At 66.1% G+C, this 13,265-nt stretch carries 8 protein-coding genes, 1 tRNA gene and 1 pseudogene; 6 read left to right on the forward strand and 4 right to left on the reverse strand.

The window, feature by feature from the left end; all coding sequences use genetic code 11:
• The first annotated feature begins 20 nt into the window (after positions 1–20).
• The 4 genes from LGN10_RS13130 to LGN10_RS13145 all read left to right on the forward strand — a co-directional run bounded on the left by LGN10_RS13130 (position 21) and on the right by LGN10_RS13145 (position 6,012).
• Positions 21–3,164: a multidrug efflux RND transporter permease subunit gene (locus LGN10_RS13130; RefSeq protein ID WP_226223786.1), complete on the forward strand. Its 3,144-nt coding sequence runs from the start codon at positions 21–23 to the stop codon at positions 3,162–3,164.
• Between the two features lie 4 nt (positions 3,165–3,168).
• Positions 3,169–4,599, forward strand: coding sequence for an efflux transporter outer membrane subunit (locus LGN10_RS13135; protein ID WP_226223788.1), 1,431 nt, complete (start codon positions 3,169–3,171; stop codon positions 4,597–4,599).
• Positions 4,600–4,699: 100 nt separating this feature from the next.
• A complete protein-coding gene (locus tag LGN10_RS13140; RefSeq protein WP_059582901.1) occupies positions 4,700–5,392 on the forward strand; it encodes a response regulator in 693 nt (230 codons plus the stop codon).
• Positions 5,389–6,012 carry a histidine kinase gene (locus LGN10_RS13145; RefSeq protein WP_226223790.1) on the forward strand — a complete coding sequence of 208 codons (624 nt, stop codon included), beginning with the start codon at positions 5,389–5,391 and terminating at the stop codon, positions 6,010–6,012. The genes LGN10_RS13140 and LGN10_RS13145 overlap by 4 nt, the downstream gene beginning before the upstream one ends.
• Positions 6,013–6,170: 158 nt before the next feature.
• On the opposite strand, the gene LGN10_RS13150 is transcribed toward LGN10_RS13145, so the two are convergent.
• Positions 6,171–6,482, reverse strand: a complete 312-nt coding sequence (locus LGN10_RS13150; protein ID WP_226223791.1) for a hypothetical protein — start codon at positions 6,480–6,482, stop codon at positions 6,171–6,173.
• A gap of 174 nt (positions 6,483–6,656) precedes the next feature.
• On the opposite strand from LGN10_RS13150, the gene LGN10_RS13155 reads away from it, so the two are divergent.
• Both LGN10_RS13155 and LGN10_RS13160 read left to right on the forward strand, forming a co-directional pair.
• A complete protein-coding gene (locus LGN10_RS13155; protein WP_059582906.1) occupies positions 6,657–8,489 on the forward strand; it encodes a protease pro-enzyme activation domain-containing protein in 1,833 nt (610 codons plus the stop codon).
• Positions 8,490–8,611: 122 nt separating this feature from the next.
• Positions 8,612–8,796 (forward strand): annotated as a pseudogene (locus LGN10_RS13160) (PLP-dependent aminotransferase family protein); the annotation flags it as partial.
• Positions 8,797–8,803: 7 nt separating this feature from the next.
• Here the strand turns inward: LGN10_RS13160 and LGN10_RS13165 are convergent.
• The 3 genes from LGN10_RS13165 to rpoD all read right to left on the reverse strand — a co-directional run bounded on the left by LGN10_RS13165 (position 8,804) and on the right by rpoD (position 13,237).
• Positions 8,804–10,354 (reverse strand): phospholipase D family protein, encoded by a 1,551-nt coding sequence (locus LGN10_RS13165; RefSeq protein WP_226223795.1) that lies wholly within the window; start codon positions 10,352–10,354, stop codon positions 8,804–8,806.
• A gap of 246 nt (positions 10,355–10,600) precedes the next feature.
• A tRNA-Ile gene (locus tag LGN10_RS13170) sits at positions 10,601–10,679 on the reverse strand.
• A gap of 140 nt (positions 10,680–10,819) precedes the next feature.
• Positions 10,820–13,237, reverse strand: a complete 2,418-nt coding sequence (rpoD, locus tag LGN10_RS13175) for an RNA polymerase sigma factor RpoD (RefSeq protein ID WP_081066417.1) — start codon at positions 13,235–13,237, stop codon at positions 10,820–10,822.
• Between the last annotated feature and the right edge of the window lie 28 nt (positions 13,238–13,265).

Below are 13,265 nucleotides of genomic sequence, written 5' to 3' on the forward strand. Positions count from 1 at the left end.
GTCACGAGGAGCCTCCAGCCATGGCTGAATTCTTCATCCGCCGCCCGGTGTTTGCGTGGGTGATCGCCCTCTTCATCATCCTGATGGGGGTGATCGCGATCCCGCAACTGCCGGTCGCGCGCTACCCGTCGGTCGCGCCGCCGTCCGTCACGATCACCGCGAACTACCCGGGCGCCACGCCGCAGACGATGAACGACGGCGTACTGAGCCTCATCGAGCGCGAACTGTCCGGCGTCAAGAACCTGCTGTATTTCGAATCGTCGGCCGATACGTCCGGCTCGGCGCAGATCACCGTGACGTTCAAGCCCGGCACCGATCCGGCGCTGGCGCAGGTCGACGTGCAGAACAAGATCAAGTCGATCGAGCCGCGCCTACCTGCCGCCGTGCGCCAGAACGGGCTGATCGTCGAATCCGCGTCGTCCGGCTTCCTGATGCTGATCGGCCTGCGCTCCGACAACGGCCGCTTCGACGAAGGCGCGCTCGCCGACTACATGGCGCGCAGCGTGTCCGAGGGGCTGCGGCGCATCGACGGCGTCGGGCGCGTGCTGCAGTTCGGCTCCGAGCGTGCGATGCGCATCTGGGTCGATCCGCAGAAGCTGATCAATTTCGGCCTGTCGATGAACGACCTGACGACCGCGATCGGCCAGCAGAACGTGCAGATCGCGCCGGGCAGCCTCGGTGCGCTGCCCGCGCTGCCGGGCCAGCGCGTGACCGTGCCGCTCACCGCGCAGGGTCAGCTCACGACGCCGGAAGAATTCGCGAAGGTCGTGCTGCGCGCGAACGCGGACGGCTCGAAGGTCGTGCTCGGCGACGTCGCGCGCGTCGAACTCGGCTCGCAGAACTACATGTTCGTGAGCCGCGAGAACAACAAGCCGGCCACCCTCGCCGGCGTGCAGCTCGCACCGGGCGCCAATGCCGTGAAGACGGCTGACGCGATCCGCACGCGCATGGCCGAACTGGGCAAGTCGATGCCGTCGGGCATGCGCTACTCGATCCCGCTCGACACGTCGCCGTTCGTGAAGATCTCGATCGAGAAAGTGCTGGCCACGCTGTTCGAGGCGATGGTGCTCGTGTTCCTCGTGATGTACCTGTTCCTGCAGAACGTGCGCTATACGCTGATCCCGGCCATCGTCGCGCCCGTCGCGATGCTCGGCACCTTTGCGGTGATGCTGCTGGCCGGCTTCTCGATCAACGTGCTGACGATGTTCGGCATGGTGCTCGCGATCGGCATCATCGTCGACGATGCGATCGTCGTCGTCGAGAACGTCGAGCGCCTGATGGCCGAGGAAGGGCTGTCGCCGAAGGACGCGACGTCGAAGGCGATGAAGGAAATCACCGGCGCGATCGTCGGCATCACGCTGGTGCTGACCGCGGTGTTCCTGCCGATGGCGATGGCGAGCGGCTCGGTCGGCGTGATCTACAAGCAGTTCACGCTGTCGATGGCCGTGTCGATCCTGTTCTCCGCGCTGCTCGCGCTGACGCTCACGCCGGCCCTGTGCGCGACGATGCTCAAGCCGCTCGCACCGGGCCATCACGAGAAGCGCGGCTTCTTCGGCTGGTTCAACCGTCGCTTCGATCGCCTGACGAAATGGTACGAGACGCGCGTCGGCCGCCTGGTCGGCCGCACCGGCCGCGTGATGCTGGTGTTCGTCGCGATCGCGGGTGCGCTGGTGTTCGGCTTTCGCAGCCTGCCGTCGTCGTTCCTGCCGGACGAGGATCAGGGCTACTTCATCACCAGCTTCCTGCTGCCCGCGGACGCTACCGCCGAGCGCACGCATGACGTGGTCAACACGCTCGAAAAACATCTTGCCTCGCGTCCGGCAATCCAGTCGAGCATTTCCGTGATCGGCTACGGTTTCTCGGGACAAGGGCCGAACGCGGCGATCAACTGGTCCGTGATGAAGGACTGGAAAAACCGCGGCGGCACATCGACCCTCGAGGAAGGCATGCTCGCGCAACAGGCGATGGCCGGCGTGACCGAAGGCACGGTGATGAGCCTGCTGCCGCCCGCGATCGACGAACTCGGCAACAGCTCGGGCTTCTCGATGCGCCTGGAAGACCGCGCCAACCAGGGCACGGCGGCGCTCAAGGCGGCCGAAGCGAAGCTGCTCGAACTCGCCGCGCAAAGCAAGGTCGTGACCGGCGTGTACCCGGACAGCCTGCCGGCCGGCACGAGCATCCGCCTCGAGATCGACCGCGCGAAGGCGCAGGCGCTCGGCGTGTCGTTCACGACGCTCAGCGACACGCTGTCGACCGCGATGGGTTCGACCTACGTGAACGATTTCCCGAACGCGGGCCGCATGCAGCAGGTGATCATCCAGGCCGACGCACCGGCACGCATGCAGATCGACAACGTGATGAAGCTGTACGTGCGCAACGCGGCCGGCGGCATGGTGCCGCTGTCGGAAGTGGTGCGCCCGGTGTGGACCGACACGCCGCTGCAGATGGTGCGCTTCAAGGGCTACCCGTCCGCGCGGATTTCGGGCAACGCCGCCCCGGGCCAATCGAGCGGCGCGGCGATGGCCGAGATGGAGCGGCTCGCCGCGCAACTGCCGCCGGGCTTCGCGGTCGAGTGGACCGGCCAGTCGCTGCAGGAACGCCAGTCGGCGTCGCAGGCGCCGATGCTGATGGTGCTGTCGATGATCGTCGTGTTCCTGGTGCTCGCCGCGCTGTACGAAAGCTGGTCGATTCCGCTGTCGGTGATGCTCGTGGTGCCGCTCGGCCTGATCGGCGCGATCGGCGCGGTGCTGCTGCGCGGCTTGCCGAACGACGTGTTCTTCAAGGTGGGGATGATCACCGTGATCGGCCTGTCCGCGAAGAACGCGATCCTGATCGTCGAGTTCGCGAAGCAGTTGCGCGAGGAAGGCAAGGGCTTGATCGAGGCGGCCGTGCAGGCGTCGAAGCTGCGCCTGCGCCCGATCCTGATGACCTCGCTCGCGTTCGGCCTCGGCGTCGTGCCGCTGATGATCGCGACCGGCGCCAGCGCCGAAACGCAGCACGCGATCGGCACCGGCGTGTTCGGCGGCATGGTGACCGCCACGGTGCTGGCCATTTTCTTCGTCCCTGTTTTCTTTGTGTTCGTGATGAGCATCCAGGAGCGCATCGGCGCATGGCGGGCGTCCCGCAAGCAGCCGGCTACCCCGACTCGCGAACAGGAAGGTTGATGCCATGCGATTGCTTGTTCTTCCCCTCATCCTCGCGCTGTCGGCCTGCTCGCTCGCGCCGACGCTGGTCAAACCCGCGATGCCGGTGCCGACGGCCTACACCGCCGCCGCTGCCGCCGATCTCGACGCGAACGCCGCCGATCTGGGCTGGCGCACGATGTTCGGCGATCGCCGCCTGCAGCGCCTGATCGAGCTCGCGCTCGACAACAACCGCGACCTGCGCGTGGCCGCGCTGAACGTCGAGGCCGCGGAAGCGCAGTACGGCATCCAGCGCGCCGCGCGCCTGCCGTCGATCGGCGCGGGCGCGAACTTCACGCGTCAGCGTACGTCGGACGACACGCAGTCGAATCCGCCGCTGTTCGGCACGACGCAGAACCAGTACGGCGTGAACGTCGGCATCAGCGCGTTCGAGATCGACCTGTTCGGCCGCGTGAAGTCGCAGTCGGATGCCGCGTTCGCGCGCTACGTCGCGACCGATCACGGCCGCCGTGCGGTGCAGATCTCGCTCGTCGGCGGCGTGGCCGACGCGTACTTCGCGGAACGCCTCGCGCACGAGCAACGCCAGTTGTCCGAGCGCACGCTCGCCGACTGGCGGCAGTCGCTCGATCTCGCGCGCCGCCTGAAGGACGCGCATCAGGCGAGCGGCGTCGACATCGCGCAGGCCGAAGGCCAGGTCGCGAGCGCGACGGCCGATCTCGAGGCGCGCACGCGCGCCGTCGAGCAGGCGCGCAATGCGCTGCGCCTACTGGTCGGCGCCGAGCTGCCGAAGGATCTGCCCGAGCCGCTGCCGCTTCAGCAGCAACCGGTGATGACGCAACTGCCGGCCGGCCTGCCGTCGGAGCTGCTGTTTCGTCGCCCGGATATCCAGCAGGCCGAACAAAACCTCGTCGCCGCGAATGCGGACATCGGCGCCGCGCGCGCCGCGTTCTTCCCGCGCCTGTCGCTGACGTCGTCGATCGGCTTCCTCAGCCCCGCGATGGGCAGCCTGTTCGACGGCGGCCAGCGCGTGTGGAGCTTCGCGCCGCAGGTCACGGTACCGATCTTCCAGGGCGGCCGGCTGCGTGCCGAGCTGCGCCTCGCGGAAGTGCGCAAGTCCGGTGCGGTCGCCGAATACGAACGCGCGATTCAGGCCGCGTTCCGCGAAGTGGTCGACGGCATCGCCGGACGCGAAACCTTCGGCCGCCAGATCGAAGCGCAGACCCGCGTGGTCGGTTCGGCCGAACGCCGCACCGACCTGTCGACCCTGCGCTATCGCGCGGGCGTCGAGGGACGGCTGGAGTTGCTCGATTCGCAGCGGCAACTCTATGCGGCACGGCAAGCGCTGCTCGACCTGCGCCGCAGCGAACTGAGCAATGCCGTTGCGCTGTACAAGGCGCTCGGCGGCGGCCTGACGGATCAGGACGTCGCACCGTCGAAGCGCGTGGCGCAGAACTGAACGAACGGCGCCGTTCCGCCCGCGCGGCAGCGTGGCGGAACGGCGCGCCCCGGCCCGGCGACGGGCCGCCCCGACTGTTCGCCATCGCACGGCACACTCCATGACGAATTCCCTGATACTCATTGCAGAAGACGAGCCCGACATCTCGGACATCCTCGATGCGTACCTGAAGCACGACGGCTTTCGCACCTACCGCGTCGCCGACGGGCAAGCGGCGCTCGACATGCAACCGCGCCTGAAGCCCGACCTGATCCTGCTCGACGTGAAGATGCCGCGGAAAAACGGCTGGGACGTGCTCGCCGAGCTGCGACGGCGCGACAATACGCCCGTCGTCGTCGTCACCGCGTTCGACCGCGACCTCGACCGGCTGCAGGCGCTGCACGCCGGCGCCGACGACTACATCGTCAAGCCGTTCAACCCGGCCGAGGTCGTCGCGCGATTGCGCGCGATCCTGCGCCGGTCGGCCGCGCCGCCCACCACGCGCATGCTGCGCGTCGGCGACCTGGAGATCGATACCGACAGCTATCTGGCCCGCGTGCGCACGGCGGGCGCCGAGGTGCCGATCCCACTGACGCTGACGGAGTTCCGGTTGCTCGCGCACATGGCGAGATCGCCGAGCCGCGTGTTCACGCGCGGCGAGCTGCTCGATGCGTGCATGGCCGACGTGAGCGCGCTGGAGCGCACGGTCGACAGCCACATCTGCCGGCTGCGCAAGAAACTCGAACGGGCCGGCGCGCCAGGCATGCCCGAAGTGATGCGCGGCGTCGGCTACCGGCTGCGGGGCGTGCAGTGACGCTCCCGGCACGGCCCGGCCGGCAAATCGGGCGGGCGATCGGCGTCGCCGCGATCGTCGTCGTGCTGCCCGCCTGCACCGTCGCGTTCTTCGTCCATGCATTGCATGCGCCGGCCGCATTGCCGCACGACGCGACGGCCGAAGCGATGCTCCGCAATGCGTTTACTTACGTGGTGCTCGCGGCGGCGCTGTCCGTCTGCCTGCTGGCCGCCGCGTTCGACCTGATCAGGCTGATCCGCCGCATGCTCGCGACGCTCGACGCGATGGCGGACACCGTTGGCCGGATCGTGGCCGGCGATCCGTCGGCGCGCGCGGTTTCCGTCGACGGCTGCTCGGCCGACCTGTCCCGCTTCATCGAGCACTTCAACGCGATCACTCATTCAATGAAACCGGCAAATCCATCCGATGCGACGGCCACCGTCGCCACCAGCAGTCACGTCACGCGCACCCAGCTCGCCGAACTCGCAACCCGGCTCGACACGATCAAGGCGCTTGCCGCCGATACGAATGCGCCCTCGCGCGACGCGCTGCTTCAGCATGTCGACGCGCTGTTCCGGTTCGTCGACGACCTTCAGGCGGCCGAACGACAGGCCGCGACGATTCGAGCATTTCCTCGATGACGATTGGCCGTCTAACCCCGGGCCGTTTCAACACGCATCGGAAATGATCGGCGAATCGCATTCGGCATTACCTGCGTTGCGGGTTTCGAACATTACAAAATGCCGCCGATCTTTTCAAAACCATTGCGGTTAATTCGGTTTAATTTTATTTCATATAATCAAAAAAAGTTTGACACCGCGCTTTCGTTCTTGATACCGTCCGATGCAAGCAATCCGACGGTTTGCCCGCCACGCAATCGATTCCGCTCCACGTTTTTTTGCTTCCGCTGCACCGAAGTACGCGCCGCCGAACGATTCGTTCGCACGCCGGCGCGCGCGGCATCCCGATGCATTTCACTGGACGGCTGCCATTCGGCAGCGGGCCGAAGGATCGAATCAAATGAGCAGGACAACGAAGCTGTTGCTCTAGCAATCCGCCCGCGCCGAATCCGGCGCGACTGCTCCGCCCCGCGGCGCAGCCTTCCCGTCATCGTGTTTTCCGTATTTCGCCCCCGGAGAAAAAACCGCTTTCCGGATCGGGTGAAAGGCCCTGTCGCGTCCGTGCCATCCGCCCGCATGCGACAGAAAGCGGCGGTGCATGACCCGCACCGCTGTCGACCGTCGTTGTTCGTGCCGTTCGATGTTCAACCGGAGGGGTAATTCAAATGAATCAGGTTGCAAACAAGAAACACAAGCACATTCGCATCGTCAAACTCGCGTTCGCCGCCGCAGCAGCCGCTTCGTTCGGCATGGCGACCGCCCATGCCGCGCCCGCGGCCGGCTGGACGGAAACACGCACCAAGGGATTCCTGCCGCTCGTGCAGCAGAACGAAGCCGGTACGGCCGGCGCGCCCGCCGCGAGCACGGCGGCCGCTGCCGCCTCTGCCATCGACATGGCGCCCGGCGAATCGGTGGACATCGTGCTCGGGCTAAACCTGCGCAACGAAGCTCAACTCGACCAGTACCTGCGGGACCTGCATACGCCCGGCTCGCCGCACTACCGGCAGTTCCTCACGCCTGCGCAATTCGCCGCGCAATATGCGCCGACCGATCAGCAGGTCGCCTCCGTCGTCGCCCACCTGCGCAAGGCAGGCTTCGTGAACATCGTGGTCGCACCCAACCGGCTGCTCGTCTCCGCATCCGGCACCGCGGGAACCGTCCAGTCCGCGTTCCGCACGACGCTCAAGCGCTTCACCCGCAACGGCCGCAGCGTCTATGCGAACACCGACGCCGCGCAAGTGCCGAACGCGATCGGCAACATCGTCGGCGCGGTACTCGGCCTGCAGAACGTCGAGCTGATGCATACGGGTGCGGGCGGCAAGCCGCAAGGCAACACCAGCAACCTGACGATCCCGGCCGGCGCGTCGGCGGTCCCGCACAACCCGACCGAATTCTCGTCGATCTACGGCGGCGACGGCACGCCGACGGCCTCGCAGACCACCGTCGGCATCATCTCCGAAGGCGACCTGTCGCAGACGGTGAGCGACCTCAATACGTTCGCCGCGAACAACGGCCTCGGCACGATCAGCAGCAGCATCGTGAAGACGGGCCCGGCCGGCAGTTCGTACACCGACACCGACGGCACCGTCGAGTGGAACCTCGACAGCCAGTCGATCGTCGGCACGGCCGGCGGCAGCGTGAAGCAGGTCGTGTTCTACACCGCGCCGTCGATGACGCTCACCGCGATCACGGCCGCGTACAACAAGGCCGTGACCGACAACGTCGCGAAGGTGATCAACGTGTCGCTCGGCGTGTGCGAATCGTCCGCGTACAGCACGGGCTCGCAGGCGACCGACGACACCATCTTCAAGCAGGCGGTCGCGCAAGGGCAAACCTTCTCGGTTTCCGCCGGCGACCACGGCGCGTACGAATGCGCGAGCGGCAAGCCGTCGCGCTCGACCTACACGGTGAGCGAGCCGGCCACGTCGCCGTACGTGATCGCGGTCGGCGGCACGACGCTGTTCACGAATACGTCGACCAATGCGTACAACAGCGAAATCGTCTGGAACGATCCGAGCTGGCAGTCGGGCACCGTGTGGTCGACCGGCGGCGGGTACAGCAAGTACGAGGCCGCGCCGGCGTGGCAGTCGTCGACGCTCACCGGCTCGACCAAGCGTGCGCTGCCCGACGTCGGCTTCGACGCCGACCTGCGCACGGGTGCGATTCTGGTCGTGAACGGGCAGACGTCCGACACGCTGTGGGGTTCGGGCTACCTGAACAACGAAGGCGGCACGAGCCTCGCCGCGCCGATCTTCACGGGCATCTGGGCGCGGCTGCAATCGGCCAACAACAATGCGCTCGGGTTCCCCGCGTCGAGCATCTACAAGTACTTCCCGACCAACGCCGCGCTGTTGCACGACGTCACGTCCGGGAACAACGGCAGCGGCACTTACGGCTACAAGGCAAAGGCCGGCTGGGATGCGACGACGGGCTTCGGCAGCGTGAACATCTCGAAGCTGAACGCGTTCATCCAGAGCACGTCGGATTTCGCGCGTTGACGCGCTGCTGACCGTTGCGGTTGCGCAAGCGCGACGTATCGTACGCAACCGCGTCTGACGACCCGCGAAGGCTGCCAAGCCTGCGCGGGTTGTCTGCATGCCGCGTCATCTCGCCTCTGCCGATCGGTACGTCGCTGAGCGTGCGGGAGAGCCCGGGCGGCATGCCTCTCTGCGCGGATCTCGCGGCGACGGCCGCCGCTACGACGGCTTCGTGCTCGGCTATTCGGGGCTGAACGACGCGACGATCGAGACAGCGGCGACACAGTTCGCGAACGTCATCGAGCCGCACCGCCGCGCGCGACGCTGAGCGTCGCTCACAGTTGCGATTCGATCGGAAACAGCCCGAGGAACCAGACTTCCATCCGCCGCCCGGCAGATACCTCCGGCTCGTGATCGATCTCGGTGACCTTCCCGTCCGCATCGGTCTGAATCCACTTGAGCCGCCCGTTGCCGGCCGCGTCGGTGCTCGCCTCGACACGCCACGCGATCTGGTCGAGCCGCGCTTCCAGATCGTTGGCCACCTGCGACGCAATCGCGGGGCTCTCGCAGTAAACACCGATCTCCGTATTGAGGTTCAGCGAACGCGGATCGAGATTCATCGACCCGATGAAGATGCTCGTGTGATCGAACACGTAGGTCTTCGCATGCAGCGACGCGCGCGACGAGCCGATGATGACCTGCTTCGAAATGCTCTTGTCGCCCGATGGCCGGCGCTCGTAGAGCCGCACGCCGGCGTTCACCAGATCGCTTCGATAGCGCCGGTAGCCGGCATGCACGGCCGCCACGTCGGTCGACGCGAGCGAATTGGTCAGCACCGTCACGCGCACGCCGCGCGCCGTGAGCGCGCGCAGCCGCTCGATCCCCTCCTTGCCCGGCACGAAATACGGCGACACGATCAGCAGGTCGTGCCTGGGCTGCAACGCGAGCGCACGCAGTTGCGGCATCAGGTGCCCGTCGCTGTCCTTCGGCGGGTGCGCGATCTTCGACGGATCGTCGTACAGCACCGTCGCATGCCCCCACGACAGCGCCGTGCCCTCTCCGTGAACGATCCGGTCGAGCCGCTGCCGTGCCTCGAGCACGTATGGATTGTCCTCCATGGCCCGCAGGTAGTCGCGCAACCGTTCGCGCTCGCGGTCGAGGCCGCCCGGCGCCGCATCGTGTCCGACGAGCGTATCGATCGGATACGCATACGGCGAATTCCAGAACGTATCGAATTCGGTCGAGATGTCCTTCACGACCGGGCCGTGAACGACGACGTCGAGATCGCCGAACTCCAGCATCGACGATGCGCCGAAGTATTCATCGCCGATATTGCGGCCGCCGACGATCGCCGCCTGGTTGTCCGCGATCATCGCCTTGTTGTGCATGCGCCGGTTGACGCGCGAGAACTCGAACACGGTGCCGATCTTCTTGAACCGGCGCGTAGCCACCGGATTGAACAGCCGGATCTCGATGTTCGGATGCGCGCTGATCTCGAGCAGCTTGCGGTCGTCCGCGTTGGTGCCGAGATCGTCGAGCAGCGCGCGCACGCGCACGCCGCGGTCGGCCGCACGAATGACCGCGTCGGCCAGTTCGTGGCCGGTCAGGTCGTCGTGCCAGATGTAGTATTGAAGGTCCAGCGAGCGGTCGGCGCGGTCGGCAAGCAGCACGCGTGCGTCCAGCGCATCGACCGGATCGGTCAGCAAATGAAAGGCGTCCTGCCCCGGGTGCGTGCGGGCCTGCTGCTGAAACGCGGCGCCCAGCCGCGTATCGTCGGTATCGGTGTACGCATGCGTCGGCGCGCGATCGGCCTGCGGCGGCAGGCTTGCGCACGCGGCAAGCATCAGCAACGACAGAATCGCACCCCACCAACGCAGCCTGATCATGATCGCCGTCCCCGCTCCCGGGTGAAATCCGTTTGTTCTGGCCGCCGGATGGAGGCGGCATCGATCGGCGGTCCCGACGTGCGCGAGTATCGCGCCGAGGCCGGCCGCGCCACAGCATACTTCGATTGCCATCGGCGCGGCAGGGCTTCGTTGTTGCTGCGCGTGCGCCCAAAGAAAAACCCGCGGCGCATGACGCGATCGCGGGTTTTCGGCATACCGCGACACAGCGCGGCGCGGCATGGAATCTGGTGGGCCCCCCGGGAGTCGAACCCGGCACCAACGAATTATGAGTTCGCTGCTCTAACCAAGCATGAGCTAGGGGCCCAGACGAGAAGCACGGCGTGCTACACGCCCCCCCCCGGCAACGAAGCCGGGCCGGCATTGTAACAACAAAGACGACAAAGGGAACGAACGCCACCGGCATCATGCGGATACCGGCGGCGTTCGCAAGAGAAACGCCGGAAATCAGTTCCCTTCGAGGAACGACTTCAGCTTGTCGGAACGGCTCGGGTGACGCAGCTTGCGCAGCGCCTTGGCCTCGATCTGACGGATCCGCTCGCGCGTGACGTCGAACTGCTTGCCGACTTCCTCGAGCGTGTGATCGGTGCTCATCTCGATACCGAAACGCATCCGCAGCACCTTCGCCTCGCGCGGCGTCAGCGAATCGAGCACGTCCTTCACGACGTCGCGCATGCTGGCATGCAGCGCGGCATCCGCCGGCGCGACCGTGTTGGTGTCCTCGATGAAGTCGCCGAGATGGGAATCGTCGTCGTCACCGATCGGCGTTTCCATCGAGATCGGCTCCTTCGCGATCTTCATGATCTTGCGGATCTTGTCTTCCGGCATCTCCATCTTCTCGGCGAGCGTGGCCGGATCCGGCTCGAGACCGGTTTCCTGCAGGATCTGCCGCGAGATGCGGTTCATCTTGTTGATCGTTTCGATCATGTGAACCGGAATCCGGATCGTGCGCGCCTGGTCCGCGATCGAGCGCGTGATGGCCTGACGGATCCACCACGTCGCATAGGTCGAGAACTTGTAGCCGCGACGGTATTCGAACTTGTCCACCGCCTTCATCAGGCCGATGTTGCCTTCCTGGATCAGGTCGAGGAACTGCAGGCCGCGGTTCGTGTACTTCTTCGCGATCGAGATCACGAGACGCAGGTTGGCCTCGGTCATTTCGCGCTTCGCCTGGCGCGCCTTCAGTTCGCCGGCCGCCATCTGACGGTTGGTTTCCTTCAGGTCCTTCAGCGGCAGCACGACGCGCGCCTGCAGGTCGAGCAGACGCTGCTGCTGTTCGCGGATCGCCGGGACGTTACGCGACAGCACCGCGCTGTACGGATGGCCTTCCGCGGTGATCTTCTCGGCCCAGTCGAGATCCGTCTCGTTGCCCGGGAAGCGTGCGATGAATTCCGAGCGCGGCATGCCGCACTTGTCGACGACGATGTGCAGGATCTGGCGCTCGACCTGACGCACTTCGTCCACCTGCGCACGCAGCGTGTCGCACAGGCGTTCGACGGTACGCGCGGTGAAGCGGATCGTCATCAGCTCGCTCTGGATCGTTTCCTGCGCCTTCAGGTAGGCCTTCGACTTGTAGCCTTCCTTTTCGAACGCGCGGCGCATCTTGTCGAACCACTCGCTGATCTGCGAGAACTTCTCGAGCGACGCACGCTTGAGGGCTTCGAGTTGGGCGGCGTTCGCCGATGCCTGCGCGGCACCGTCGTCTTCCTCCTCTTCCTCTTCTTCCTCTTCCTCTTCGGCTTCCTCGTCCTCGTTCTCGATGGCTTCCGCTTCCTTCGCGGAGAAGCCGTCCGTATCGGCGGCATCCGCGGCGTTCGGATCGAGCAGGCCGTCGACGAGCTCGTCGACGCGGATCTCTTCGTTCGCGACGCGTTCGGCCATCGCGAGGATGTCGGCGATCGTCGTCGGGCATGCGGAGATCGCCATCACCATGTGGCGCAGGCCGTCCTCGATCCGCTTCGCGATCTCGATTTCGCCTTCGCGCGTGAGCAGCTCGACCGTGCCCATCTCGCGCATGTACATCCGGACCGGATCGGTCGTGCGGCCGAATTCCGAATCGACGGTGGACAGCGCGACTTCCGCTTCCTCCTCGACTTCATCGTCCGACGACGCGGCCGGCGCGTTGTCGTTCAGGAGCAGCGTTTCCGCGTCCGGCGCCTGCTCGTAAACCGCCACGCCCATGTCGTTGAACGTGCCGATGATGCCCTCGAGGGCTTCGGTCTCGGTGAAGTTGTCCGGCAGGTGGTCGTTGATTTCGGCGTACGTGAGGAAGCCGCGCTCCTTGCCGAGCTTGATCAGCGCGCGCAGTTTCACGCGGCGCTCTTCGAGCTCCTCGGCCGTGCCCGGCGTGCTCGTCGCGAACGCTTCCTTCAGCAGCGCCTTTTCCTTGGCGCGACGATCACGCACCTTGGACTTGCCCGGTGCAGCCGCGGCTGCGGGCTGCTCGTCGCTCTGATTTGCGTCGTCTTCGACGGATACTTCGTTCAGCTTTTTGGTCATGGAGTTCGCCGTACCGGCTATATCGACTCGCGGCTGCTGGACGACAGCCGGTTGAACCGTGGGTGCATGAGTAGTACGTACTGCCGTTTCGTCCGCGGCGGCAGTCGTGTCCCTTGCGCTTTTCGCACTTGCCCGCTTCGCCGCCGGCTTGGCCGGCCCGGAGTCGGGTCTGGCGGCAGCCCGTGTTCTGGCTGCCGGTGCCGGCGCAGCCTGAGCGGTGCCGGCCGCGGTTTTCTTTCCTGCAGGGGCTGACGTGGCTGAAGACGTTGTCCTGGTGGAAGAAGCAGACTTGGCCGCTGTGACCTTCTTGGTCGGCTCCGTCGAGCCCTTGCCTGTTGCTTTCTTTCCGCCTGTCGTCTTTGCCATCGCGATTCTCGCCTCTGCTTGGAAAACA

The organism is Burkholderia sp. AU32262 (assembly GCF_020419985.1).
Taxonomy (GTDB): domain Bacteria; phylum Pseudomonadota; class Gammaproteobacteria; order Burkholderiales; family Burkholderiaceae; genus Burkholderia; species Burkholderia semiarida.

Coding starts and splice junctions, on each gene's coding strand:
- LGN10_RS13130 (WP_226223786.1), top strand. CDS start 21: ATGGCTGAATTCTTCATCCGCCGCCCGGTGTTTGCGTGGGTGATCGCC.
- LGN10_RS13135 (WP_226223788.1), top strand. CDS start 3,169: ATGCGATTGCTTGTTCTTCCCCTCATCCTCGCGCTGTCGGCCTGCTCG.
- LGN10_RS13140 (WP_059582901.1), top strand. CDS start 4,700: ATGACGAATTCCCTGATACTCATTGCAGAAGACGAGCCCGACATCTCG.
- LGN10_RS13150 (WP_226223791.1), bottom strand. CDS start 6,482: ATGACGGGAAGGCTGCGCCGCGGGGCGGAGCAGTCGCGCCGGATTCGG.
- LGN10_RS13155 (WP_059582906.1), top strand. CDS start 6,657: ATGAATCAGGTTGCAAACAAGAAACACAAGCACATTCGCATCGTCAAA.
- LGN10_RS13165 (WP_226223795.1), bottom strand. CDS start 10,354: ATGATCAGGCTGCGTTGGTGGGGTGCGATTCTGTCGTTGCTGATGCTT.
- rpoD (WP_081066417.1), bottom strand. CDS start 13,237: ATGGCAAAGACGACAGGCGGAAAGAAAGCAACAGGCAAGGGCTCGACG.